General features: G+C 35.7%; 22 protein-coding genes. 7 read left to right on the top strand and 15 right to left on the bottom strand.

What is annotated here, in order from left to right; all coding sequences use genetic code 11:
* Nucleotides 1-62 precede the first annotated feature (62 nt).
* A complete protein-coding gene (locus tag J7649_RS15110; RefSeq protein WP_005028670.1) occupies nucleotides 63-1,919 on the top strand; it encodes a phosphohexomutase domain-containing protein in 1,857 nt (618 codons plus the stop codon).
* A gap of 48 nt (nucleotides 1,920-1,967) precedes the next feature.
* Here the strand turns inward: J7649_RS15110 and J7649_RS15105 are convergent, their stop codons facing one another.
* Both J7649_RS15105 and J7649_RS15100 read right to left on the bottom strand, forming a co-directional pair.
* Nucleotides 1,968-2,369 (bottom strand): hypothetical protein, encoded by a 402-nt coding sequence (locus J7649_RS15105; RefSeq protein WP_005028669.1) that lies wholly within the window; start codon nucleotides 2,367-2,369, stop codon nucleotides 1,968-1,970.
* A gap of 49 nt (nucleotides 2,370-2,418) precedes the next feature.
* Nucleotides 2,419-2,832 carry a hypothetical protein gene (locus J7649_RS15100; RefSeq protein WP_005028668.1) on the bottom strand — a complete coding sequence of 138 codons (414 nt, stop codon included), beginning with the start codon at nucleotides 2,830-2,832 and terminating at the stop codon, nucleotides 2,419-2,421.
* A 266-nt stretch (nucleotides 2,833-3,098) separates the two neighbouring features.
* On the opposite strand from J7649_RS15100, the gene J7649_RS15095 reads away from it, so the two are divergent.
* On the top strand, nucleotides 3,099-6,104 hold the full coding sequence (locus J7649_RS15095; protein ID WP_005028667.1) for a DotA/TraY family protein: 3,006 nt from the start codon (nucleotides 3,099-3,101) through the stop codon (nucleotides 6,102-6,104).
* Between the two features lie 61 nt (nucleotides 6,105-6,165).
* Here the strand turns inward: J7649_RS15095 and J7649_RS15090 are convergent, their stop codons facing one another.
* Nucleotides 6,166-6,660, bottom strand: a complete 495-nt coding sequence (locus tag J7649_RS15090) for a hypothetical protein (RefSeq protein WP_005028665.1) — start codon at nucleotides 6,658-6,660, stop codon at nucleotides 6,166-6,168.
* Nucleotides 6,661-6,903: 243 nt separating this feature from the next.
* Between J7649_RS15090 and J7649_RS15085 the strand changes: the two genes are divergently transcribed.
* The 3 genes from J7649_RS15085 to J7649_RS15075 are packed head-to-tail and all read left to right on the top strand — an operon-like array spanning nucleotide 6,904 to nucleotide 9,789.
* Entirely contained in the window at nucleotides 6,904-8,916 is a 2,013-nt protein-coding gene (locus J7649_RS15085) for a peptidoglycan DD-metalloendopeptidase family protein (RefSeq protein WP_005028664.1), read from the top strand.
* A gap of 22 nt (nucleotides 8,917-8,938) precedes the next feature.
* Nucleotides 8,939-9,349: a hypothetical protein gene (locus J7649_RS15080; RefSeq protein WP_005005820.1), complete on the top strand. Its 411-nt coding sequence runs from the start codon at nucleotides 8,939-8,941 to the stop codon at nucleotides 9,347-9,349.
* Nucleotides 9,350-9,363: 14 nt separating this feature from the next.
* The gene (locus tag J7649_RS15075) at nucleotides 9,364-9,789 is read left to right on the top strand and encodes a hypothetical protein (protein ID WP_005028662.1); all 426 of its coding nucleotides are present in this window, start codon (nucleotides 9,364-9,366) and stop codon (nucleotides 9,787-9,789) included.
* A gap of 52 nt (nucleotides 9,790-9,841) precedes the next feature.
* Here J7649_RS15075 and J7649_RS15070 read toward each other — a convergent pair whose 3' ends face one another.
* The 7 genes from J7649_RS15070 to J7649_RS16825 form a co-directional block, all read right to left on the bottom strand.
* Nucleotides 9,842-10,486, bottom strand: coding sequence for a hypothetical protein (locus J7649_RS15070; protein WP_005028658.1), 645 nt, complete (start codon nucleotides 10,484-10,486; stop codon nucleotides 9,842-9,844).
* Nucleotides 10,479-12,035, bottom strand: coding sequence for a UvrD-helicase domain-containing protein (locus tag J7649_RS15065; RefSeq protein ID WP_044100668.1), 1,557 nt, complete (start codon nucleotides 12,033-12,035; stop codon nucleotides 10,479-10,481). The genes J7649_RS15070 and J7649_RS15065 overlap by 8 nt, the downstream gene beginning before the upstream one ends.
* Nucleotides 12,036-12,038: 3 nt before the next feature.
* Nucleotides 12,039-12,596 carry a hypothetical protein gene (locus tag J7649_RS15060; protein WP_005028652.1) on the bottom strand — a complete coding sequence of 186 codons (558 nt, stop codon included), beginning with the start codon at nucleotides 12,594-12,596 and terminating at the stop codon, nucleotides 12,039-12,041.
* Entirely contained in the window at nucleotides 12,596-13,165 is a 570-nt protein-coding gene (locus J7649_RS15055) for a hypothetical protein (protein ID WP_005028650.1), read from the bottom strand. The genes J7649_RS15060 and J7649_RS15055 overlap by 1 nt, the downstream gene beginning before the upstream one ends.
* A 12-nt stretch (nucleotides 13,166-13,177) precedes the next feature.
* Nucleotides 13,178-13,852, bottom strand: coding sequence for a hypothetical protein (locus J7649_RS15050; protein ID WP_005028648.1), 675 nt, complete (start codon nucleotides 13,850-13,852; stop codon nucleotides 13,178-13,180).
* Nucleotides 13,853-13,864: 12 nt separating this feature from the next.
* Nucleotides 13,865-14,770, bottom strand: coding sequence for a hypothetical protein (locus J7649_RS15045; RefSeq protein ID WP_005028646.1), 906 nt, complete (start codon nucleotides 14,768-14,770; stop codon nucleotides 13,865-13,867).
* A gap of 122 nt (nucleotides 14,771-14,892) precedes the next feature.
* Entirely contained in the window at nucleotides 14,893-16,422 is a 1,530-nt protein-coding gene (locus J7649_RS16825; RefSeq protein WP_024160802.1) for a secretion/conjugation apparatus DotM-related subunit, read from the bottom strand.
* A gap of 1,269 nt (nucleotides 16,423-17,691) precedes the next feature.
* Here J7649_RS16825 and J7649_RS15030 point away from each other — a divergent pair.
* Together J7649_RS15030 and J7649_RS15025 are read left to right on the top strand one after the other, a co-directional pair.
* A complete protein-coding gene (locus J7649_RS15030) occupies nucleotides 17,692-18,528 on the top strand; it encodes a ParA family protein (RefSeq protein ID WP_005028640.1) in 837 nt (278 codons plus the stop codon).
* A gap of 9 nt (nucleotides 18,529-18,537) precedes the next feature.
* The gene (locus J7649_RS15025) at nucleotides 18,538-19,599 is read left to right on the top strand and encodes a ParB/RepB/Spo0J family partition protein (protein WP_024160785.1); all 1,062 of its coding nucleotides are present in this window, start codon (nucleotides 18,538-18,540) and stop codon (nucleotides 19,597-19,599) included.
* A gap of 45 nt (nucleotides 19,600-19,644) precedes the next feature.
* On the opposite strand, the gene J7649_RS15020 is transcribed toward J7649_RS15025, so the two are convergent.
* The 5 genes from J7649_RS15020 to J7649_RS15000 form a co-directional block, all read right to left on the bottom strand.
* Nucleotides 19,645-20,472: a hypothetical protein gene (locus tag J7649_RS15020; protein WP_024160786.1), complete on the bottom strand. Its 828-nt coding sequence runs from the start codon at nucleotides 20,470-20,472 to the stop codon at nucleotides 19,645-19,647.
* A complete protein-coding gene (locus J7649_RS15015) occupies nucleotides 20,469-21,575 on the bottom strand; it encodes a ParM/StbA family protein (protein ID WP_024160787.1) in 1,107 nt (368 codons plus the stop codon). Before J7649_RS15015 ends, J7649_RS15020 begins: the two co-directional genes overlap by 4 nt.
* Nucleotides 21,576-21,880: 305 nt before the next feature.
* Nucleotides 21,881-23,176: an ATPase, T2SS/T4P/T4SS family gene (locus J7649_RS15010; protein WP_024160788.1), complete on the bottom strand. Its 1,296-nt coding sequence runs from the start codon at nucleotides 23,174-23,176 to the stop codon at nucleotides 21,881-21,883.
* 27 nt (nucleotides 23,177-23,203) lie between these two features.
* Nucleotides 23,204-24,013, bottom strand: coding sequence for a type IV secretory system conjugative DNA transfer family protein (locus J7649_RS15005; RefSeq protein WP_024160789.1), 810 nt, complete (start codon nucleotides 24,011-24,013; stop codon nucleotides 23,204-23,206).
* Between the two features lie 37 nt (nucleotides 24,014-24,050).
* Nucleotides 24,051-24,497, bottom strand: coding sequence for a DotD/TraH family lipoprotein (locus tag J7649_RS15000; protein ID WP_219310158.1), 447 nt, complete (start codon nucleotides 24,495-24,497; stop codon nucleotides 24,051-24,053).
* Nucleotides 24,498-25,218 lie beyond the last annotated feature (721 nt).

The raw sequence follows: 25,218 nt of genomic DNA, 5'->3' as shown, positions 1-25,218 counted from the left end.
CTCTCTTAAAACTTATATGCTTATTAGTAATAGTTTAAGGGTGTGGTTTAAAGTATTTTTAGATGGATACAAATTTAGTTTTTTTCGATGACTTTAACGCTACTTCTAACACCTCTTCTGGTGAAAATCACCGTTCTTTAAATAACGTACTATTCTTCTTTCTCAACTATCATAAAGGTACGTTTTTAGCTGATACGATATTTTTTGATACCCACTATCAAACAATTGACAACCGTAATATTGTCGGGGTTTTGCCTGTTCTTTTTAGTATCTGCCAGATTGACCGTTCAGAAGGTCACACCGGGCAAATAGTCGATATTCAACAGGATCTAAATAACGTAGATGAAGATGATTATGAACCTGTAATTGATATAGATGATACGCAAACATTTAACTTGTTCTACCACTTCCTTAAACCATCCAATGATGCACCTGTAAAACCACACCTTAATAAACTAAAAGTATTACCAGACAACTTAATCGATTCGATTAAACACCATGAGCTTTTAAATTACATTCTTGCTCTCATTGAGAATAAGATCTGGACCGATTCTGATGTATTTAAGTATGAGTACAAAAATAGGTTTTTGTTTTGCGTTTTTATCTATTTGTCCAAGACCGTAGATCTAAGTTTTAATAGCTCTCACGCTTCTTTCACGAGCTGGCTTGAACTGCGTAACCTATCTTGGTTTGGTGCTAATGAAGTTGATACCAGTAACTTTGCAACATTAGAGCTTTATATACATGCCCTATCCTACACGCTTAAACTGGCAAACCATATTGTAAAAGCAATCATCAATAATAATGTGACGCCGTTTAAAGTTGCACCGCAAGAAGAATTGTTTTACTTTTTTGCTGAACGTACAGACGCACGTTCTCCTAATGAAGAGACTACACCGCCGTATACGCCAGCGGAAGATGATGAAACTTTTTCCACTGAACTTTCTAGTGCTCCAGTACCAGCACCGTCAAATAAGGAAACACCAAAAGTAACCGATGCTTATTTATTGGTTGGTGCGGATCTTGAGGATTCTGAGTCCACAACATCAGAAAAGAATGTGATTACTCAAGACTTCAACTACCAAGCACGTTTAAATGAATTATATGAGCTGTCAAAATTCATCAAAGATGAAATTATAGATGCTCCAATCATTTCTATTAATCAAGCGTGGAATATAGTGCAAGATAAATGGAAGTTTTATCTCGATACTTTTTCAAGTAGCTACTTCAATATGAATGATTTTGAGAAGACGGCTATTCTTAAACAATTGAAATCACTCAAAGCCAGTATTTTTATGAACTGGTTTGATATTAAGTCGGGTGCTGGCCAGCAAGTATTTATTGATCTAGTGTCATACGACACGTTTAAGATTGAGTTTCTTTCTTCTGAAGCTAAGATGATCCAAACTTACATGAAGAACCGTATTAAAAATCAGATGTATTTTGAAACTACGGCGCCACAACCAAAGTTTTTGAGAAATCTAAACAACTTATTTAATGAACGTGTCGATACGCAAAAAATTAAAGACATAGAAAACACTGAACTTTTGTTGAAGGTGAATGGCATTCTTGACGGTGTTACCAAAGATCTCATTGACAATATCAATCTGCATTTATCAAATGACATTTATCTTGTGAACTACTTTTCTAATGTAGATAAGGAACTGGAACCGCCCAAATATCACTTATTAGATATTTTGCTTCGTACTTCAGTGCTTAACCTTATCTATGTTTGTCCTACAGCATCACTCAATGCAACCAAGGATCTTCTAAATGCAATCACTGATCCTGAAATTGAGGTTTCAGCTTTTGACACATTCGACCGCAAACAATATCAAAATCAAATTGTAAAAGAACTCGCATGTTCATTCCGTCAGCGCATAGATCCATCTGAACTTTTGAAGCTAGATATTACGTAGATATAAAAAATGCCCATCATTCGGGCATTTTCTTTTTAATGGTTAGGCTTACCAAGGTCTAGGCTCTGGTGGGCGTGATGTGTATTCATTATCCATATTGTTTTCAGATTCATTGTCTTGGTCCAATTCTGGATCTGTTTGTTTGTAGCGGTTTTGGTAATCTTGCTGCTCAATTAAATCTTCTAGAGCCATTTCTTTAAAGTGACCAACAAGTAATGAACGTGTTTCTTCTTGGTATTCTGGTTCTTGCGCTAATTGACGTCCAATTTCATTCGGTAGTTTATTGTCGTAGATATATTTTAGGTTGGTTCGTTGTGTTTGTAGTGTAGGTTGTGGGTTAAACTCGTCAGTAAGGGAAACTACTTTAGCTTCACTAAAACTAGTGCCACAATTAAAAACGGCTCTGGTCGCGTCTTGAAGTATATCTTCTTCGTTCTGTATGTTTTCCATTTGGCTTAAACCCTTTATTAAAGTCAGAATCTTAAAATTAAGAGATGTATTAAGATACCCAATTATACTTCAATAAATTTTCAATTTGTACCTTTAACGCTTCTTGCTCTAATCTGTCTAAACCTATTGTTGCGATGTTCTCTAAAAACTTGTCTTTATACTCGTTGTAACTTTCTATATCGTCTTTTTTAATGGTTTTGTCTAGATTTAACGTAAGCATGAGGTTTAATACTTTTAATATTTTTAGGTTCTTCCGTTTTTTGAGAACTTCAATAGGATCTAATTCAAAAGTATTTATTTTATCTAGTTTTTCTTTATAAGTTATTGCCATTAAAGGATTTATGCTTTGGTTGAGTATGTAGGATAACTCTAAAACAGTTATATCTTTCCCCATATCTTTAGATACAGATTTCTTAATTTCCGACAGTAAAATTAAGTGAGATGTAAACTTTGCTTTATCCATAATAGTCTCTTGTATTTAAACTAAATCATTAAAACAATTAGCAAGTCATGTTTAAACTTTCTGTATATACCAATAACAGTTTTGTGGTACATTATTGCTAATTTAAAAACCATTGTTATTTGTAATAAAATGGTTTTAATGATTCTTTGGTTAAAAGGTATTAAGCCTTTTAGTTAAACGTCTAACTTGTAATTTATAACACTTTGCTTTTAGTCGTCTTAAGTAAGCGATGTATAAGAAGCATTAAGAAAAACGGTGAGTTAGCTATGAGTTTATTTTGTCAATCGACAAATCCGAATTGTGATGGCGACCAAGCCGTTACTCTTCTCTCATCTATCTTTGGACACGACTTCATCAATGCGTTTATCAATGCGTCTGGACCAGCCTCGACAGTACCATCATCAGGTTTACTCACTAATATATTATTAGGCGGTGTAGCTAGTGTGGCAATGTCGTTGGTTTTGGTTTTTGCGATCGGTATTGGTTTAACAGCACTTTTGAAAAGCGCCCAGGACGGTGAAGCTTTCGGGAAAGATTCAAAAGTCACTACGATGTTTTCCCGAATATTATATTCGATTATTTTACTTTTACCTACGGCGTCCGGCTACTGTTTCATTCAAGTAGTCGTGCTAGGTATGGTGCTATGGTCAAATAATGTATCCAATACAATTAATAATAGAACGTTAGGCGAATCCTTAATGGCTTCGGCTAGTTTGTCAGATACGCACGATCATCAGCGTGACATCTTTGGATTTAGGAAAAATGCGCCTGTTATGCTTCGCCAGTTGCATTGTATTAACGTTCTAAACCAAGAGTTTTATACTCTACCGCCAGCATTCGGGCGCTATTTTAGTGATGGTGCTTATGGGGCGAATGCTAATCCTGGTGTTAGCATGACTGCAGTAGAGAAAAAGCAAAACTACATTGATAAAACCGCTAAAACTGCAAGTAACTGGACATCTGTTACTTATAACTTCGCTTACGCTGACAGCCGTTTAGAAGTTGGGGGCAAAAAAGAGCCGATCTGTGGCGGTGCTTCAATGAACGTTGTTAATCCAGCTGCGGTTAATGCTGAGTTAATGGACATTCCTGTTTATAAACTTCGCCAATCAGATCAAAACAAGATCAACGTTGCTTTGGCAAATGTTCAAGCTAAGTTACAACAAGAAAAGAACAATCTATATCGTCAATTCTTTATCGATTTAGAAAAGTGGTATATCGCATATCAAGTAAGCCCTAATGCCACTGAACAGGAAGGAACATTCCCGATTAGTAAAGCTGCTATGGATGCTTTCAATGCGCTAGTTGATAATTATGTGAATAAGAGTCATACCGTAACGAATAATGTTCTGACTTCTGAAAATGGCTATACTGCGGTTCAAACTGTTGTTAATACGCTAAATCAGCGCGGTTGGATGATGACGCCTGAAGCTCGTATTAAAGTAGGTCAATATCGCGCTATTGTTGAGAAGTATATTACTGAACCTTTGTGGACGTTCAGCCCTCCTACACTGAATTCAGCAATCATGAGCAACTCAAAAGGTGAAGCAATTTATAACACCGTTTATGTTGCAATGGATAATGCTGTTGGTAGCATTACATCCAACAATAATTGGGTGGCAAACGGCGATATTGCCGACTCTACCAACTTAATATCAATGTCTACCGATGGTGGTGACTCAAACAAAGTATCCAACATCGATCAAAAGTTTTCGGCATATGGTTCTGCTTGGGCAACAAACATTACTAAATCATTGGTAATGGGTGTATTGGTCGGTGAAAAAGGCGATGCGGAATTATTAAATAATAATTCGTCAAGCTCAAATATCAGCCCTACTACATTGCACCGCAATACGAATGTTATCCGTAATATTCAAGATACTGGTGAAGCAATCTTAGTCTATAAAGCTGTGGCTCAAGGTACTGTTGTCGGCATGAAATTAGTCGTGCTTACTGCTCGTTCTGGTTCTGCTCTTGTTCAATGGGTACCAGGGCTTAAGGGCGTAACTGAAGAAGGCACCAACGCTTTAGAATATGCCGTTGAAAATATCTTTGCTCCTATCCTTGGTCAGCTAGTAACGTATTTGACGATTCTTGGTGTGTGGATGGCGGTTGTTATTCCATATATGCCAATGATCTTCTTTGGTCTAGCTTGTGTAGGTTGGATCATCCATATCCTATACGCTGTGTGTGGTTTGCCTTTATGGGCGCTAATGCACATGATCCCTGAGCGTACTTTTGTCGGTAGCCAAACACAAGGTTATGTCACGGTATTAACGTTGTTCATGCGACCAATATTTATCATTGTTGGTTTCTGGATGGCTGAAATTATTATCGGGCCAGCTCTTGTTACGCTTACTGATATGTTCTTTAGCTACCAAGGTGCAATGAGCATCGCTTATTCATCTAATACGTTTACAGTTATCTTTACTGAGCTGATTACGTTTATCTGGAAGTTCTTCTTATATCTATTCTTGATGACTTCAGCGATCTACCTGATTTACGGGTTGGTATTTAGTGTTGCTGACCAAGTACAACAATGGATTGGTTCTGGATTGAATGGCGGTCAGTGGGGTGAAACAAACTCAAAAGAAGCTATTCAAAAGTTTGGTGGCGCTGCAAGTACGTTGTCTGGTCCATCTCCAGCATCTCGCCGTCCTTTACCGCCTGGTAGACGTCCTGATGGTGGTAAGGGTGGTCCAAATAATCCGAAAGGTGGTGGTGGTGGCAATGGTGGTACAGGTGGTAATACATTAGGCGGTACTGGTAGTACGACTGCATATAGCCCTGTAAACATGCCAGCTAGATCCGCTTCTTTTGGCGCTGCAACTGGTGGTACAGGTGGTATTACTCCAAGTGGTGTCACTGGTGGTACGGGTGGTAGAACTGGTCTTGGTGCTAAACCAACATCACCTACCCCAAGCCAAGGTCAATCTACATTCGGTATGGGTGCTACAAGTGTAAGTGGTACAAATAATACGCCTACTACTGGTGGTGGTCTATATGGTGCAAATGCTTACGGAAAAACAGCTTCTACGTTTAATCGTGGTGTAGCTAAAGCATCAGCATCTAAGACTGGTTCTACTTTCGGTAGTGTGAATGTTGCAAGTGGTACTGGCTATACGTATGGTACTGGTTCGACTCCTAATGCACGTTTTGGTGCTAGTTCTAGTGCAACCAAGAAATCTAATATTTCTGGCCGTAGCACTATGACTAATCGTGTGCGTTCAGGTTTAAGTTCAACTCTGTCTAAGTTTAAAGGTAAACCTTAAAATCTAGACAATAAAAAATGGTGCTTTATAAGCACCATTTTTTTTATCAAAATATTCATAATTAAAAGTTGATTTTCTGAATGTTGTTTTTGTTTGTAGAGTTAAAAATAAATCTACGAACGCCGATATTAACAAGTTGCTGTTGATCTTTCTCTAGCTGACCAACTGCATGACTGTAAGCACGGTTCAAATTGTTATATGAACGGTTTTGCACAAGTAAGTCAAAGTTGTTGATACGCTCTTCTTCTAACTCAATTTGCTTGTTATTAAGCTCGATGTCTTTTGCTTTCATTTGGGCGCAAACATTGTTGTACTTGTTCGCCAGCTCATTGTGCTTGCTTGTAACGTCATCAATGTGTGCGTTCGCTTCAGTAACCAATTCGTTGTACTGATTTGTAATACCTTTGATTCTGTTTTCTAGCATTTCAATGTGAGCTAACAAGGCATTTTCATTCTTCATGTGTACTTTGTTTTGGATTAAAAAGTCTAATCCCATTGAAGCACGGTCAATCGCTTGGTCGAAAGTAGCGCTTAAAACGTGTGCGTGATTTAACATATTTAGATACCTCACTACTTTTATTAAATTAAAATATTAAAACCATGTAACCTTATTCTTAAACCTATCAATAAGATTAACGCTATATGTATATACTATCTTAAAACAAAACCTAAAAACTTTTTTTAAAGTATAAAATAAGTATTTAATCGTATATACTTAATCCGTCCACTTAGCTATTAGGGACATTTAATAAGAAGTTAATTTATTTTAAGAACTTCCTTTAAGCCTGGCGATTCACTTATGAAATTTAAACCCTCATTTCAATTAAAGCCCTTGAGCTGTGGCATTAAAGTCGCAATTTTAGTGACTTGTTCGGCTTTTATTTATACCGCTAACGCCGATCCTATTTCTGAAAACGTAACCGCTACAAATGCTAATACGGCAAAAGTTCCTAACAACGCTCAAAAAATGATTTTCCATAAATATTCGATCATGCCGAATGATGGGCGCCGTAGTGCTGGTCGTTTTGGTGAATTTCGTTTGCGAGGGGGCGCTGCTGGTAGTCATAACGGTATTGATATTAGTCGTGCGAATCCTAATGACCTTACACTTAAAGCAATTGGTTCAGGTTCTATTGTCTCTTATGACACACGTTCATCTGGTGCAAGCAACCAATCAACCACTAACCCACTAATTATGCAGATGGATACTGGCGATCGAATCATGTATCGCCATACTGATCCATCGTATCAAAAAAAATATAACGCTTACCCTGGTCAACGTATTCAAGCTGGTCAAAACATCGCACACATGTCAAATAAAGGCTGTGGTTCATGTGCCGTGCATTTGCACATTGAATATGGTGTAAAGGCAAAACGTGGGCTAGATGTTTGGCTGAATAAAAACTTAGATCAAGTTTTTAAAAATCCATCCATTGCACTTCAGCAACGCGTTAAAGGATCTGCGCCATATGTGGGTAGTTCTGAATATAAGTTAACAGATCCTACGCCATATTTACCTCAAGACGTTGTGATTAGTGTCTCGCCACAAGGACAAGCATTAGAAAACAAATACACACCGTACTTGGGTAACACCATTAGGACTCAATGGAATGCCTTATATTCATCATCAACAGGAATCACCCTCCCCGTTTCTTCATCGGTAGATGGCATTGCAGTAAAACAAGGCAAAAAGCTTCCAGCACTTGCATTTAGTGGCGATGTTTCGATGGATGCTTATGGATCTGCACAAGTGCAAGTCGCTCAAATGATTGCTGACGGTACTATCTCACCTGAAGCAGCTGCAAGCGGTACCATTTATGCAAATGATGTTGCTCAATATGCACCGCCTAGAACTATTTTTGGTGGTACGGCTGATGATGTGGGTTTTGATATTGGTGCACTTAATTCTACGCCAGCAGAATTAATTGAAAACATTGGTACTGGACGTTATGGCAACTCTAAATGGTTTAATGAATTAGCAACTATGTCGATGATGGGGCTTTTGATTGAAAAGCTAAACATTATCAATGCACAAAACTATTTGACTAAAGAGATCCATAAACAAAATGAACGCTTAGAGGCTCTTTTGGCAGCTTATACAGCGTCAGAAACTCAACGCTATTCTGGCCGTGTAGATGAACTTTATACGAAAGCTGAACAACCAACTGTTATTCCTGAAGTAGCAGTAGTTGAAATGAAACAGCTTTTTGAGGAAGGTGGAAACGGGCAAGTTTATTCAGATGCACAAATCTTAAAAGGTGGACAAGGTACTCCAGATCGTAAATGTGGTTGGGGTATACCAGGTGCTTTTGGTGCGGTTAAAGATGGTATTAAACGTGTTTCTTTAAAACATGGTTATAACCCTAATGACGTTGCAGCTATTCTTGGTTTTGAATCTGCCGGTTTTAATCTTAAAATTGACAACAACGCTGGTGCATATGGTTTAAGTCAATGGACTAAAATTGGTATAACAGATATTAATGCTTCAGATTTAACAGCGAGAGGAATACCAGCTTCAATTAAATCAAACCCTAAGCAAATCACTACACTGAGTGCTCAACAACAAGTCGAATTATTAGATTTATATCTTGCAGTAAAAGCACGACAACGTAAAAGCGACTATAATAATAAAACAATAGCTGGGTTTTATGCTCTAGTTTTAGGTGGACCATATAAAAGCCCTAGTCGTGAATATAATGCGAACAGAAACCTCGATAGAAACCCTCGAGATGGTGTTGTGACTTTAGCTGAAGCCGTTACATTTGAAGGTATTGTTATGCGTTTATGCCCTTACTATTCTGAATACCCTTAATAGAGCAATTAAAGGAAATATTATGAAAAACAGATTTTTGTCTTTATTGGGTTTTAGCCTTTTAGCATGTGCATCTTTTAATGCTAGTGCTAATACTAGCTCAGACTCTATTCGTGCTGAACTTGAAAAACTGCGCTTAGTAAACGTTAAATGTGCTGCGGTTTCTAACGATCCATTTGATGCAAAACACCTAAATTGCTATACAAATGTTTATAACCGCGCAAGTCAGCTTGGTAGCCTTGCTTCTAAATATATTAATAATGAAGAAGCTCCGCGTGTTCTAGCTGATCACAATCGAAACTTTACTCAGTTACTTGCTAACTGCGATCAGTTATACGCTGGCCAGACTGCAAAGTACAAAACACTAAGCATGCAATGTAAAGCGACCAATAAATTAGGTTGGGCAATGTTTATTCCGGCATTAATGAAGTAATAAAGGATCAGGTTATGAAAAAGTTTTTAAGTTTAGCTTTGTTATGTGCTGCTACCATTATTACGTCATCTGCCAACGCTGGTTATAAGACCAAAGCTGAAGCTATTCAAGCTTATAACAAGGTACAAGCTGAGTATCAAAAATGCGTGTTTAATTATAATGAAGCGCGTGATTCTGAGTACGGTTCACCAGAACTTAAGTGCAATACACCATACAACCAATCATTAACACGTTTCATCAAAGACGTTCGTGCGGAAAGTCAAAAGAATGCTGCAGCTTGGCAAGCAATCAATACACAACATATTAAATTTAGCCAAAACTGTGATAGTCAAACTATGGTGAGCTCATACAATCCATCGTTTTTTATTCGTCAATCTTTTATGTGTGAATCCTCTGCTTTTACATCTTTAGCACAAGTGGCAATCGACCTTTCTTATTAATTTCAAAACATAAAAAGGGCATCTATAAGATGCCCTTTTTTGTCGTTTGGTTTTAGACTTTTTCTATAATTGTTTCGGTATCTGGTGTTTCAACTTCAAACCCAAAGTGAAGATTACCGTATTCAATTGCTTCTTCTACCCAATGCAAGCCCATGTTTTGCTCATTTCCTACTTTGCTTGAATCATAAGCCTCAAGGGGCATCACCCTCTTAATATCATTTTCGATGAAAAAATATGTATAACAGTGAGGGTGCACATATATTCCATCAAAATAAAATGGAATTAAATATCTCCCCTTTAATTCCTTAAACTGCTCAATTGTATGTTTACTTGAAGCAATTCCACCGCCTGAATCTATGACAATGCTTCTAAAAGATCCTGAAGGAATATCAACGATAGCCAGGCCATCGAACGTTTCTACACCATTTAATATCTCTTTAGTTTTGAGATAAACACCTGGTTCAAAATGGCGTTGCTTGAAATTAAAATCTTCCGTGAAACTAAAGATTGACTTTGTTTCCTTTTCAATTAGATGAAACATTTCAAGAAGTGGTGTGATTATATCTGCGACCTGTGAGCCCTTTTTCTTAACAAGCTCCATGATATACGGTTCGTGATGAAACTCTCCGCGAATATAACTAGCATTGTGACATGCCTGAAACACTCTATTTTGCAGAACTTCAACTTGATTAGGCATTTGAAATCTCCGTATTTTTTGAATTTAAGTGTTCCAATAAATCATTAATGCCATCTGTAAATAATATGTTTTTGGCTCGTGTTACGGTCACATACAACAGCCGTTTTTCATCTGCAGAAATCATTAGCTTTTTATCGAGAATTTTATAGTTAAAGCCTTTTGCGATTAGGACATTATCCCACTCTAAACCTTTACTCTTGTGTGATGTGCTAATGACCAAAGTGTTTTTTGGGTCAGTTTCATCATCAGCCATACTATTTTCTAACGCCCACTCAATCACTTGCCATGAGTATTGGTTTGTTAGATTCAGAAAGGTTTTTAATTCTGTAGTTGCCCCCTCCACTTCTCCAAACACTTGTATATGGTCCACAAGCTCTTGGTAGGAAGAAAAGTTTTGAAGCTCTTTACACGTTGGCCGTTTATTTGCTCTCAGTTGAAAAATCCCACTGAAAATATCTTTACTGCGCTTTCCATCAACCTCAAGACGTATTTTCTTTTCGCCATTAAGGTAGCCATGAAACTTAAAAAAGTATTCAAAAGCCGTAGCATTTGTTCTACAAATAATCGCGTTCAATGAAGATGGTGCATAACTTGATGTACTGAAAGTGGTAACTTTTGACGTTTTACTTGGTAAACCTTTTAACTGTCTGGTTTCACCAAAAAGTTTATTGAGAAGTAGATTAGCTATATCTGCAACTGCATTACCAAACCGAAACGACTGTTCTAAGTACAATGCTTCAAGATCTAGGTTCTGTAAAATATCTTTCGCACCCCTAAAGCCATATATGCTTTGGTATGGATCTCCAACAAAAATAACTTTTGCTTTTTGACGTTTGAGTACGTCTAGTATTAATTGGTCACTATCTTGGCTTTCATCTACCATCACGTAATCAAAATCAAGTTGTGGTTTTTGCAGTACCCACCACTTGAGATAGTAATCGTGTGTAATACCATAATCACCGTTTGGATCAACTACATCATTCCAGATCATTTTCGCAATTGAAGTGATTTTATCTTCAAGAACGTCATTGCGCTTAATTGATGTTTGTTCTTTTAAAGCTATGTAAGCATGATCATTGGTAACAGTCTGATCCACTGTCATACAAAAATAACGTAATGTATTAAGGATAATCAGCGCTAATGTTAGATCGGTGAGTTGTCGGTTTTTCCCGTTGTACTGAAATCGAATGTTTTCAAGCTTAAACTTTTGAACAATATCTTTAGGAAGTAACGTAGGTTTGTTAATCTTATTTTTCAGCCAACCAGGTATATTTCTGTAAGCTAGAGAATGGAATGTAGAACATGTGACTGAATTCAGCCCATATTCAGCGAATTTTTGATTAGCTTCATCTGCCATCTTTTTATTAAATGATAGATATAGTCCAAGCTTACCTAGTTGTTGCAAAGCACTACTACAATGGATCAATGTCGTAGTCTTACCAGTACCAGCAAAAGCAATCAATTTAAAACTGGTTTTTAGTCGTGTTGCTTTATCAATTGCTCGTTGCTGTTCACTGGTAGGTTTTTGAGTAATTTTCTTCACAACCATTGCTTAATTTCGTGCTAAAAAAGAACTTGGTTTTTTGTTTTTCATTACAAGCACATCGCTTTCAACAATTTGCATCTGGCTTGCTAAAAAGTTAACTTGTTGCTTCAGTTCGTTTATATCGCTTTTTAGTTCAACTACTTGCACTTGCATCTCAAGGTTTGAATATTTGAGCTTGTTATTCTCAGTTTCTTTCTCTTTTAGTGCTGCCTGTAATCTTTTGATTTCCTGTTGGCTCTCTATGTTAGCCACATTAATATTGCTCTTGCTTTGAATATTTTGTGCTTGAGAAGATGTACTCTCAATTGCAACAGGTGTTGGCTTTGGTTGTACTGTGCCATTATATTTGGTTGTCTCTGAGATCTTATCCCATAGTGAATATGTGCGTAATGGCGCTGGTATATTTTGATTTGGTGTTGAAAAACTGGTGCGTAAAGCATTTGCACTGTCTTTAGATACAATGTCTCCAGAACTATTAATTTCAGTAAAGCCAGCATAAGCAAGTGAAACAACTGTTGAAACTGCTATTGCACCAATTACCTTAAAATAGTTTGATTTCTTCATTAGAATGCCCCTTTCAAGCGCTTATTTTTTGCCGTTTGATTTGATGATTTTCGAGTGATTGTGTTGTTTTCTAAATTGATAGAAACACCTACATTCATGACCTGATTTTTCTGTGGGTTGTATTGAATAAAGACCAGTTCTTTTGCATATTTCTTTGCGTGTGTTAAACGTTCAGCATGAATTTCATCAAGATTAAATCTGATTTGCATTCGCGATATATACAGCTTGAATAACTGATCATTTACTTCAGCTAAATTTAAAACTAAGCCTTTTTCATCTATAGAAGCAGACTCGAAAGTTAAATCATTTAAAAACCAATTTTCGGGTTGTATTAGTAAATAAAACTTTTCAACTTCGCTTGTGATTGCATATGAAAAACAAAACTCATTCACCTGATAGGTGCTTAAGCAAATGGTTTCATTGTTATAGCCACGTTTCATGTTTCGGTCATATGAGCTCAACCACCAAACTAAATAGTGTCGTGCTTCCAACTCTTTAACGGTTATTTGTGCTATTTCTGAGGCCTTTAGCTGTAATGCTTCAAGGTTTTCTATTCGTCTAGCTCTCATAGATATTTCACCTTATTTTTCTTGAAAGCATGAGTTATCAAAAGCCATTGAGTTAGGATCTAACCCCATGTTTTTAAGAGCCAAGGCTTTACCGTCAAGTTCAGGGTTATCAGATGTGCTTAGTTGTTGCGAACTTGTTTCTGAAGATGCATTTTTCTCATTAGTACCTGAACCTAAAAAGTAACCGCCTCCAGCAAAAACAACTACTGCAGCTACAATGCCCATAGCTGGCCAAGACGTTTTAAAACTAGAGAATCTATCTGCTAAAGATAAGCTGTATTTTTCTTCATTAGAACGTATAGGGCTGTCTGTAACATCAGCCTTATATTCATTTAGAGCTTGATGCCAAACTTCCTTTATGTAGCTCTGAAGTTCATATGTACTGAAACGAACCTTGCTTTTGTTTAAGTAATAGCATGGCTCACTTATAAGAATTTCTGTGTTTTCGTCAGACTTTAAGAAAACTTGTCCTCTAAACAAATTATTCTCGACCTGATCAAATCCTTTGATCGTTAATAGTAGATCCGTGGCCTTTGCATCTATATTGAAGATGCTCACCTGGCGATTTCTATCCGTATCTCCAGAAAGGTCAGAATCTAAAAACATAGACTCATTGTTTATCTTAGAGAAATAAGGTGAAAAGTTTCCGACAATCGATTGGAAAGCTTTCAATTGAGTTTTGTTCATCTCAATTCCCTCTTATTTGAAAATATAGTCAAGAGTGGCTGTTTCTGAAGTTCCTCTACGAGCTTCAACTTTTCCAGTCTTTTTATTTACAAAGATAGCAACTGGTACACCAGCAGTTAGTGGCTGTGGCTTTTGTCCAGCGCTACGAATTGCTTCTCGCTGTTCACGATCTTCTTTTGGCATTGCAACAATATCTTCGTGATAGAAGAAGATAGATTGAAGAGCGCCTAAGTGTTTATCCAACTCAGCAAGTTCCTGTGGTGTAGGAATCACTTTAATTGAGTTAATTTCTTCATCTGTTCCATTAAAGGTTTTATTAATAGTATCTTCAGATGGTTTACGAAGAATTCCAGCTGCTAATTGTTTTCCGTTTTCACTTTGGTTTAGAACTAAAGCTGGAATCCATTTAATAGTTGCACCGCTTTTAACGTATGAGCGAGAAAGGTTGAATGTTTCGTGACAATATTTACAGCGTGGATCGTAAATGATGTAAACAGTGTTGTTATCATTCGCTTTCCCCTCTTTAAACCCTGAAAGCGTTTTTACAGCTTTAAAGACTGGATGATTGTATGCACTGGCCAAATTCCCAACGGAAGCTGTTGGTTGTCGTGCTGGTGTATTCATTTTTTTTGCAGTTAATTTAAGAGGCTCAGATATATTTTTTTTAGTAGCAGAATCCCAAGCTGTACCATGTAAGATGACTTTTTCATCGGATGTTGTAAAAAACACCGCATTTTTCCCATTAGGTGCCTCAAGAATCCAAGAAGTTAAACCTCCACTAAAGGGTTTAACTTCTTTTACTTTGCCCATTTTTTGCATCTTAGAAGTAAGGTCCTGAGATGGTGCAGCGTAAGTAGAGATTGTAATAATACTAATAGCGCAACTTGCTACTATTTTAGTGAAATTATTTAAAAGCATTTTAGAGTATTACCTTTTAAGCCATGTTTTAGCAGTATAGTTAAAATATGGTTTTAAAAAAATAGTTAAATAAAAAAGACCGGTGTTTTAATACCGGTCAATTATAACTTATAAGTTTAAGACTAAAACCCTTTTTGCTTGTTTTTTTGTATTTCATCCTGTGGTATTTCTACGCTCACCATATCAAAAACATGATCGTCACTATACTTAAAATCATCTTTATCATTGTTTTTAGAGTTATAAGATCCGTTGTTTAATTCCTTGTCCGTAAACTCTACTACTCGAATAATACTGTTCACATCTTCAGCAGCTTTTTGTCTAGCTTCAGTCATGGCAAAACTCAATAATTCGTATTCAAAACCAACAAGGCCAATGTTAAAGTCTGGCTCTTCTAATGGCTTCCCTAATTTCACCTCAATTAGATAATGCGAGATTGGACCTAAACCCTCACTAAACAAAGACGGTCTACCAATATTCTGTATGAATGCGTATGCAGTTCGATTGTATAGTTTTAACCAGCGTATATCTGTTGGTGGCATTACACCTAGTTGTCTTGCTGTTAATACAACCTCACACAAAATAGTTCTTACATATGCATGGTTTTTAAAAATCTTAGTAGCAACGGGATGTTTAATGTATTTGTGAATTCTTTTTCTAAGGAAATCAAAATTAAACCCTACAAGCTTACGATCGCCCTCAACATACTGATTTTCAATTGCAAACAATGGGTTGTTAGGTATATTTTTTGTGCAAATATCCCAATAGTAATTAATTAATGTTGTTGAATCTTTTTTGATTTTACGGAACTCTTCATCATCCATAGATTCATCGGTTGCACATGCTACTGGTAAATACAAAGCTAGCAAAATTGTATCAACATCGGATAAATACGATAATTCATCGGGTGATGTTTCTTTTGAATTATCAAGGGTTATCCAAAGATCCCCTAGTTGTTCACGTAAGACATTTAAAAACTTCTCTTCATCTATGATAGGTACTGTTTCACTTTTATCATTATATTCTTTCGTTACTCCGTTGATTGTAATGTTCACAAGGCGCTCTTTAGTTCCTGTAATTAACTCATGCCTATTTGCAAACTCATAAGTTGAATCTAGCGCTTTAAAATGACCATTGTTCGTATCATATTTTGACAAGTCTAATGGACCAAAAACCTGTAAGTGTCTTTGGTTTGGAATTTGTTCCTCTATGAACTCTTCTAGGTTCATGCTTTTGATAAAGCCCCGTGCTGGATGCTCGCTGTTGAAGCGGTCATAAGCTTTCTTTATCCAAGGTGTTGCCAGCAAAAATATTAATAAATTCCATGCTTGACTGGCTTTTGAAATTTGAAAAATAGTGACTTCGCTAAACTTATTTTGACAAAATAATGGAAGCCAATTGTTTGTTGGTTTACATAGGTGTTCTGTTGAATACACCAACTCACTTAGTAAAGGCACGTAGTTAAGCCCGATAGCTTTGAATATGCTATGTATCCACCATAGAGGAATAATTAAAATGCCTTTTGTGTATACTAAAAACCCTACAATTTGAGGTTTATAAGCAAACCATACAGCCAAAAAAGCCACTAAAACCATAACAACAGTAAATATATAAATATGATTCTCATGTACAAGCTTATCTTTTGGATCTGCCATTTTATAGCCTATTAATATGTGTATTGTTGGGTATTATATAGTTAATATTGGTTTTAATCTAATTCCCCTTAAACCTTTTAAGGATTTTAAGTCTGGTTTTAAGCTCTTGACTAAAGTGGCATTTAATACCTTTTAAAGCTTAAATCAGGTCAATCTCAACACTAAGCCAGTATTCTTGGTCAAATACTAAAAAGAATGAATAAGAAGCCCTCCCCTACTAGACATTTAAGTGGATTAACCGCCTATATAATAAATTTCTCTATAAATATTGTTGGTAGTCTTTTTATTGAATAGGGCACTCCCCTACTCAGCTAATATAGATCATTTTCAGTTGTGCATTTCACAACGTCTACTCATTTATTTAACTGTAAGTAGTAGTAAGCCCTCCCCTCTTCTTGGCAACTCCATTTTTATCAGTCTGATAATGAATAAATCAACGATTTAGAATCGAAAAACCGTTATCAGCCTGATAATGAAAAAACCACGCCAAGGGATCTAAAGCTGTTATCAGTCTGATAATGAAAAAAACCATGCCAAGGAATCTAAAGCTGTTATCAGTCTGATAATGAAAAAAACCACGCCAAGGGATCTAAAGCTGTTATCAGTCTGATAATGAAAAAAACCACGCCAAGGAATCTAAAGCTGTTATCAGTCTGATAATGAAAAAAACCACGCCAAGGGATCTAAAGCTGTTATCAGTCTGATAATGAAAAAATCCACGCCAAGGGATCTAAAGCTGTTATCAGTCTGATAATGAAAAAATCCACGCCAAGGGATCTAAAGCTGTTATCAGTCTGATAATGAAAAAAACCACGCCAAGGAATCTAAAGCTGTTATCAGTCTGATAATGAAAAAAACCACGCCAAGGGATCTAAAGCTGTTATCAGTCTGATAATGAAAAAATCCACGCCAAGGGATCTAAAGCTGTTATCAGTCTGATAATGAAAAAATCCACGATTAAAAATCGAAAGCTGTTGTCAGTCTGATAATGAAAAAATCCACGATTAAAAATCTAAAGCTGTTATCAGTCTGATAATGTAAAAAACCACGCCAAGGGATCTAAAGCTGTTATCAGTCTGATAATGAAAAAATCCACGCCAAGGAATCTAAAGCTGTTATCAGTCTGATAATGAAAAACACATAAGATATGGACACATGTTAGGCATATAGATTGAAAAAGTTGAAATATATTAAAAATAAAGTGAAAAAGTATTTTAAATATTTTTCAAATATTGTATTGTTTGACTTTACTTGAAAGGTGATTGAAAAATGGAAAAGAACTCAGGAAAAACTTATATTTGTACAAGCATCCACTTTAAAGGTGGTGTGGGCAAAACAACATCTACGGTGAATTGTGCTGCTAAGCTTGGAAAATTAGGTTATACGGTTTTAGTAATCGACTTAGATAGCCAACGTAATGCAACAAAACATATTTCAAATGTTCCAGATATTAACGATATAGATGGCACTCTAAAAGATATTTTTGAAAACTATAAAACAATTAACATTCACGATGTTATACAAGGTCCAGATAAAACCAACTTTGAAAATGTGTCTTTGATTGCTTGTGCTAATAACATTCGTGATGTTGAAATCAATATTCAGCGTTCTAGTCCAGTTCCTAATGAAATTATTAGAAGTGTATTAAGAAAGATAAAAGGGGATTTCGACTTTATTTTGTTAGATTGTCCACCGCGAATGGAAACTCTAACTTTTAATGCTTTGTTAGCATCAAACAGTTTATTAATTCCATTACAGGGTGAATACAGTATTCAGGGTTTGGAAGATATACTTAACTCTATGGATGACTTAGAGACAAGCAATCCAGATTTAAAAATTCTATCGCCAGTACTAAACTTTTATAACAAGCGTAATACAGTGGATCTTACCTTGGCTGAAGATATTCGCAATGAATATGCTCAACCAAAATTGCAAGAAAAACTGGTAAATAAGGAATTAATCTGTATTCCAAATGCTACGGTTTTTAGTCAAGCATCATATGTTAAGTGTTCCGTATTTGATCTGGATGCTGGAAAAGAAACACCAGCAAAACAAGCAATTAATCAACTTGTAGATCTAATGGTTTCTGAATACAAAAAATTATAAGGTGCTGATATGAACTTTAAAGATAAAGTAAAAAGCATGAAAAAAACATCTGTTGCTAATGCAACAGGGAGTGATGCTCAAGTTACTGATGTAAAAGAAAATACAGCGACTCCAACCATAGAAGAGGGGAGTCTTAACCCACTAGCTAAGCGAGAAACAAAAAATATTGTTAGCGGATCTCATTTAGAATCAATCGACATTGATTTAATTGATCCATCACCTTATCAACCACGTATCATGAATAAACGTGTATATGAGAAGTTGCCAATTTTGGCTGCTGATATAGAAACTAATGGACAAATTAACCCGATTACAGTTCGACAGAAGGGTAATCGTTACGAGTTAATTGCTGGTGAGAGACGTTTTAGAGCAATTAAAGAGATTTTAAAGCTCAAGAGAATTACTGCTTTAGTTAAAACATCTATGAATGATGATAAAGCTGCTATAACAGCTTTATTGGATAATACTGCTAGACAAAATCTTTCAGATTTTGAAAGCATATTAAAAATCAAGCAATTATGTGAAGAGTTTGGTTATCCTTTTGAAAGTTATGAATTTGTTACTGAAAAATTTGCGATTGATAAGTCGAAGTATTTCCGTCTCAAATATATTCTAGACTTACCTGAGTTCATTTTGGACTCTTTGAACGAAGATCCTGAGCTAATTTCTGGATATATTGCTCAAGAAGTGAATACCGCAATAAATAAAGCTTTAGAAACTAAAACTGAAAAAGCAATTTTCGACTTGTTAAGACCAGAATGGGATAAATACGTTGAAGAATTTAAATCCACGGGCAAGCGTCATAAAGGATTTATAGCTATTTTGAGTGAAGAAGAAAAAGCAAATAAGGCGACTAAGCCTGAAAAAACTGAAGAAGCTACTACTGAAGAACAACCGAGTAAGATTAAATTCGATTTTAAGACAGATAAGGGCGTTAAATTTGGTTCTATGAGTTCTGAATGTGGTACCAAAGGTAAGAGTGTACTTAAGTTGCGAGTAGCCTTGGATGCAGATATTACAGAAGAGAAAGCTAGAAAAATTGAAGAGTTTTTTAAGAGCTTGAATGATTGAAGTTTCAAAACTTTGAATGAAAAAAACCGGCATTGCCGGTTTTTTTTATAATAGATCTGGATTAAAAGTCTGGTTAAGCCAATCCGAACTACTTGGATTGGTTACTGGTTTTGATTCAGATACGTTTTGACTTGGTTTAGCATTGTTAATTTCGGACGTTTCGGTATTTTGAGATGTTTCAACGGTAGGGGAGTGGTCCTGAATGTTTTTATGTTCAGTATGTTTAGCTTCCTTTATCTTAACTGCTTTTTGAACAGGAACCTCCTTGCTCTTGATAGAATTAGTTACGGGCTTTTTAGGTGATTGTTCAATTTGCTCCTTACTACTTTCTGGTATTTGTATGGATATATGATCAAGATACTTTTTTTCAAGATATTCAATATCGTACACATAGTAAGCAGTATTAAACTTGGTGTATGTTTCAACACAAGTACTTAAGCCAAACCTTAATAGGAAAGAATTGACAGAATATAGGCTTGCCATATCCTCATTAACTTCATACAACTTATAAAGGTATGAAAGCTCAATTAGAACCGCTATACCAGCATGTAAAACAGCAGTTATGTAATTTCTACGAAGCTTTCCTTGAGGATGTTTTTTAATTGAATTAAATAGTTTTTGATTTGCATTTTTATCTATTTTCATTCGTACAGGCTGTGCAAACGTCTCGTCTATTTCATTTTGCACTGGCGCATTTAGAAAAATCTTCTGCTTGTCAGTACAAAAGATAAATCCTAAATACAGCAGACTTAAACTAAAAGCGTTTAAGTCTAGACCTGGTAGATTTCTATTAACATTACTAATCACATCAAGATCTTCTCTTGTTAAGTGAATTAATTGATAGGATAGTTGTATGTAGTTTGAATCTGTCATTTGATTTCTGCGTACATTTTATACATGTATTTAGCTAACTTATATAAACCTTTAGCATTGGCGTACTCTGGTGATTCAGCGATTCTTACGTTCGGTAAGTCGTACTTTTCTTTAATCTCTTTTTCAAGAAAAGCTGCACCGCCTCCACAAAATAATACTAATGCTAAATCATCGCCTCCACCGATCTGTTTAGAGATAAAGTTATTTAATTCGATCATGAATTCGTTTTTAGCTTGCTGAATTAAACCTGTAATATCTTTGGCTTGAGATCCTATACCATAAGTTCCAGATTTTAGTGCGAAATCTAGCCAGTTAGCGTTAACTGTTTTATAGCCAGATTCAAGAATTAAGCTAGTGATTCGTTCATAGATGGTAAGAATACCAAGGTTACGTGATGTAGAACGATGGCCATCAAGCATGTTTCCTCCATCTAATGTGACTACAATATCAGTGGTTTTACCGCCAATATCGATTACAGCACATTCAGAACTTATTAAAAGATCACTATCTTCTGAACCGTTTCCGTGTACATCAATAATCTCATTAAAATAAGCTGTTTGAGCTTCACATTTAACAATATGTCTTTTAATGATATTAAGCGGTTTACCAGCTTTATGATCTTTTAAGTTGAAGCAAACATCACCATTGAGTAGAAAATTAGTTTTCATATCAATAAGTGGCATGTTTTTGGTTTTTTCAGGTGTGTAATAGCGACTAACAGGAAGTGAAGTAGCGATTGCAAACGCTCTACCATCATATGTTCCGATATGGTCAATATAGGCCTTAATTGCCTGGTGTATTAGTGCCTTGTTATATTCAGATGTCGGGTATTCGTCTGTTCTGGTATCCAGAGGAACACTACTATTGATCTTCTTACCAACTGTATAAAAGTTTTCATTTACTTTAACCACATAATAGTCAGTAGAATCCTCTTCGCCAGTGAGGACTTTTCCTGAATAAGCAATACTAGGAATAGTCAGTTTGATTTCATTTCCATCTTGATCTAGACCAGCATAAAGCTTTGTACCGCCATGTCCATCATCAATACCTAGAACAATATAACGTTCTTCAATCGCTGGTTTTTCATTTTGAGTATTTTTCATAAGTTTACCTTTCAATTTTTCAAGATTTACAACGAGTAACGTCTTCTACCGCGTCTAGTGTATTTATTGCCCCCAAAAACTAAGCGTCTAAGAGCAGAGGGGATATAGCTGTATTTGTATTTAAATACTTTTTCAATAACCAATGTTGCTACTATCAAGCCGATGAAAAGCATAAGTTTGAACAAGGAAAACTTAATAACAACAGCTAGAAAAGGTATAAACAAATATCCGTTTAAACCGCCCCATAGGATTAGATTTAATCTAAATTGCGACCAGTGTGCATATTGATCATCCATATTCGCCTCTTAATAAATCAGTTTGTAATAGTAGTCTTCATGCAAACGACCAGCTTTGAGTAGATCGTCAGCTTGTTTCCTGAAACTCTTACTGATGTTTGGATCTGAACCATCAGAATTAATCATTAACTCTCGAATAAACTTCTGTTGAGCATGAATATCATCAATTAAAAGCAATTCTTCTTTCAGTTGAGGTGATAAAATTAAGTGTTCCCTTACAGCAAATACCTTGCCGTTCACATCTTTAACAAGACGTTGAGCAATCAATGTATAAACTGAACCAATAATGTCAGCTGCAGCCTGAAGATGTTCTTCATGCTTAAAGCGCTTCAACATACGTGGAATAATTTTGTCTACGGTGGTTGCGTGAACCGTTGCAAAAACAGGGTGGCCAGTTAAAGAAAGTTCTAGAGCTGCAGAAATTGTTTCTTTATCTCGCAATTCACCGATTTCAACTGCAGCAGGACGTCTACGCATCGCCTCTCTATTTGCATCCGCAAAAGTCTCGAAGTTATTGGGGATTTCGCTTTGACTAACAATACTGTGTGTGCTTTCAATTGCGTCATACTCGTATTCGATAGGCTCGTTGTGAGTCAAAATATTTCCACGAATATGAGTATTATTTTCCAACACATAGCGAATATTTGAAGCTAGTGTTGTACTTTTACCAGAACCAGTGATTCCGCCAATGATGTAGCAACCATTGTGAGGTAGCGATCTTTTAATGAAATCTTCATCTAAACCCACTTTTGAAAAGTGAGGGGGAATGCCAGAAATTGTACGTAACGTTATCTGAAAAGAATCTCCAGATCCACGATACGAAGTTCGAGATACGTTCACACGAAAGTTATAACGAGTTTCCTTACCTGAAGCGTCTTTCTGCAGAATACGATATGCCTTATTAATAAACTTATTATTAATAAGGACTAAGTAGGCATTTTCATCAGCAATCGTTCTTAGGATGTGTAGAGCTTCATCACGATTGATAATACGGTGTGTTAACGAATATAACTCCAAGTCTTTCATCATTGTGATGGGGCGATCTGGACTAATGAAAATATCTGAAGCACCATGAGCTAATGCTTCATATAGAAGACTTTCAAATTCATCGCGACTTTTAAACCCTTGTTTCGGATCTTTGTATGTCGTTATGGCTGTTAATGTAGCCAAACCAAAACCACGGCTAGAATCGTAGTCTTTGCGAATGTCTTTGGTAGCTGTCAGAATCTTATTTTCAGATCCTTTAATCTTGTTAACATCAAATAATGCAGATTTTGCTTTTAATGTCGAAACCTTCATTTGCATTTAAAACTTCCAATTGAGTTAGCGAACTTAAGGTTCGCTAACAAGGTTAATTTTTGGAATTTGATAGCTAGGTGCAATTTGTTCAGGTTGGAGAATTGGTTTCCAAGTTTCAATATTTGAATTGAACTGCGGTAATTGTTGGATTTGAAGCAATTTCATATCAAGAGCAATAGTGTCTTGTGTAGAAGAAACAGCCAGTGATTGACTGCTAATTGCTGGCATTGATAACTTGCCCTCTAAAACAAACTTATGGAAAGTAACCATCCCCAAATAATCTCGTTTAAGACGATCTACTGCATCTTCAACAATATTTCGGCCCTCAACTAAACCCATTTCATAAGACTTAGCAGCAGTCTCTTTCCATATTTTTCGTTCTTGTTCGTTAGCTGGTAACATTTCTTTCGGAATGAAAGTCACGTAATCAACATTGCTATCAAGTGTAGGGAAAACAAGGTACTGACGCCAATCAGGTGCACGAGTACTGAAACGAGCTTGTTTCAAGATTTTATAAGTCTGCTTAGTCGTCTTGTACGACATGGCATTAGGTGTCTCAGTTACATCTTTTGATTCAATAATAACCGGGGGAACAACAACATCTTTGATCATGTAAGGTTTAAAGTTAAAGATTGTATCAAGGTTACGCTCTTGGCTTTTGATGACCTCACGAGCGTTGCTTAAATAAGTATTGATCCCTAACTTAATACCTTTTTGCTTAACTAATTCAAGCATGGCTTCATAACGAGCTTGCTGTTCAACATTACTAACATGAACTTCTAAAGAAGACTGGTTAGATGGGTTTAGTAGCTCTTGTAATGAAGCATTATTAGAGTAGTCCATAAAAACTCCAGATATGTATAAAAGGATTTAAAGGGTATTAGTTATAAGTCAATAAAATACTTTTATTTTGATGATCTAGAGTTATCGAAGCAGTATTTAAATATGCAGAAACATCGCGTAAAGCTTCTACACCAGTAAGACGCTTTTTATTAAAATTAACAATTGGAAGCTCATGAGTAGGACCAGCTTCTACAAAACGGTATCCGTATTGGCTAGAAATACTTTTAATTAAAGGTATTGGATCGCCTATGTAGTCGATATTTAAAAGGTCATGGTTGATGCTACCTTGTTTCTTCTGAACAGTTTGCATTTGAATTGCAGAAGAGTTCTTTAAGTTCTGTTGTGCAATTAAAGCCTCTTGAGATGCTTCAGATATAATAGATAAAGGGCTTGCTACGTTTAATTGCGTTACATCACGACTAGCACACCCAGACATCATTAAACAAATTACAAGAACGCTTAAAAGCTTTTTATTGTGCTTCATTTTTACTCCGGATTAAGTGGGTATAAAGACAAAATGATTTTAGTCTAAAAACTATTAAAATGCACTTTATTAATTATAAAAAATCCCTTAAAAGGTATAAAGCCGACTTTTAGGCACTCGCTTAAACCTAATTTATAAGCTTTAACGTATATCTAAGGGCGTTCTTCAGGCAGTCGTACCTGGCCTAAACAAGACAAATCTGTAAAAAATACTCTTTTTAAGTGCATTGTCTGTCCAAAACAATGCTTTTTTTTAGTAGTACCTATCTGAAATGGAAATACAACGTACTTTTTTCAATCAATTATAGAGAGTAAATGAGCTCTTATAGTTTGCTAGACGTCTTTTATATTCCTTTATAGTCTTATTCTTTCTTTTTATTATCTTTTCTATTCTTTTTTGTTCTTTTTTTAGAATATAATTTATACAGAAAATAACAAAGTACATTTATTCTTTTTTTAATTAAAATATTATTAATACTGTAATTTATATTTTACAGTATAGAAGTATATTAATAAAGATGTTAATATGCTTTTTTTAATTAATATTAAAAATATTATTGGTGATAATGCAATTTATTTATAAGCCAGCTTCTTTAATATTAAATAAATTGATAAAAACTGTTTGAAGAAAAAATGCATCTTGGTATATACCATTCCTAATTTAAAAGTTTAAAGACATTAAAGCTGCTACTTATAAAAACCTATCTTATGGTTTAGTGCTG

It is taken from the genome of Acinetobacter lwoffii, assembly GCF_019343495.1.
GTDB lineage: Bacteria > Pseudomonadota > Gammaproteobacteria > Pseudomonadales > Moraxellaceae > Acinetobacter > Acinetobacter lwoffii_P.
This window is presented reverse-complemented; position numbering and strand designations above follow the sequence as displayed.

Coding starts and splice junctions, on each gene's coding strand:
- J7649_RS15110 (WP_005028670.1), top strand. CDS start 63: ATGGATACAAATTTAGTTTTTTTCGATGACTTTAACGCTACTTCTAAC.
- J7649_RS15105 (WP_005028669.1), bottom strand. CDS start 2,369: ATGGAAAACATACAGAACGAAGAAGATATACTTCAAGACGCGACCAGA.
- J7649_RS15100 (WP_005028668.1), bottom strand. CDS start 2,832: ATGGATAAAGCAAAGTTTACATCTCACTTAATTTTACTGTCGGAAATT.
- J7649_RS15095 (WP_005028667.1), top strand. CDS start 3,099: ATGAGTTTATTTTGTCAATCGACAAATCCGAATTGTGATGGCGACCAA.
- J7649_RS15090 (WP_005028665.1), bottom strand. CDS start 6,660: ATGTTAAATCACGCACACGTTTTAAGCGCTACTTTCGACCAAGCGATT.
- J7649_RS15085 (WP_005028664.1), top strand. CDS start 6,904: ATGAAATTTAAACCCTCATTTCAATTAAAGCCCTTGAGCTGTGGCATT.
- J7649_RS15080 (WP_005005820.1), top strand. CDS start 8,939: ATGAAAAACAGATTTTTGTCTTTATTGGGTTTTAGCCTTTTAGCATGT.
- J7649_RS15075 (WP_005028662.1), top strand. CDS start 9,364: ATGAAAAAGTTTTTAAGTTTAGCTTTGTTATGTGCTGCTACCATTATT.
- J7649_RS15070 (WP_005028658.1), bottom strand. CDS start 10,486: ATGCCTAATCAAGTTGAAGTTCTGCAAAATAGAGTGTTTCAGGCATGT.
- J7649_RS15065 (WP_044100668.1), bottom strand. CDS start 12,035: ATGGTTGTGAAGAAAATTACTCAAAAACCTACCAGTGAACAGCAACGA.
- J7649_RS15060 (WP_005028652.1), bottom strand. CDS start 12,596: ATGAAGAAATCAAACTATTTTAAGGTAATTGGTGCAATAGCAGTTTCA.
- J7649_RS15055 (WP_005028650.1), bottom strand. CDS start 13,165: ATGAGAGCTAGACGAATAGAAAACCTTGAAGCATTACAGCTAAAGGCC.
- J7649_RS15050 (WP_005028648.1), bottom strand. CDS start 13,852: ATGAACAAAACTCAATTGAAAGCTTTCCAATCGATTGTCGGAAACTTT.
- J7649_RS15045 (WP_005028646.1), bottom strand. CDS start 14,770: ATGCTTTTAAATAATTTCACTAAAATAGTAGCAAGTTGCGCTATTAGT.
- J7649_RS16825 (WP_024160802.1), bottom strand. CDS start 16,422: ATGGCAGATCCAAAAGATAAGCTTGTACATGAGAATCATATTTATATA.
- J7649_RS15030 (WP_005028640.1), top strand. CDS start 17,692: ATGGAAAAGAACTCAGGAAAAACTTATATTTGTACAAGCATCCACTTT.
- J7649_RS15025 (WP_024160785.1), top strand. CDS start 18,538: ATGAACTTTAAAGATAAAGTAAAAAGCATGAAAAAAACATCTGTTGCT.
- J7649_RS15020 (WP_024160786.1), bottom strand. CDS start 20,472: ATGACAGATTCAAACTACATACAACTATCCTATCAATTAATTCACTTA.
- J7649_RS15015 (WP_024160787.1), bottom strand. CDS start 21,575: ATGAAAAATACTCAAAATGAAAAACCAGCGATTGAAGAACGTTATATT.
- J7649_RS15010 (WP_024160788.1), bottom strand. CDS start 23,176: ATGCAAATGAAGGTTTCGACATTAAAAGCAAAATCTGCATTATTTGAT.
- J7649_RS15005 (WP_024160789.1), bottom strand. CDS start 24,013: ATGGACTACTCTAATAATGCTTCATTACAAGAGCTACTAAACCCATCT.
- J7649_RS15000 (WP_219310158.1), bottom strand. CDS start 24,497: ATGAAGCACAATAAAAAGCTTTTAAGCGTTCTTGTAATTTGTTTAATG.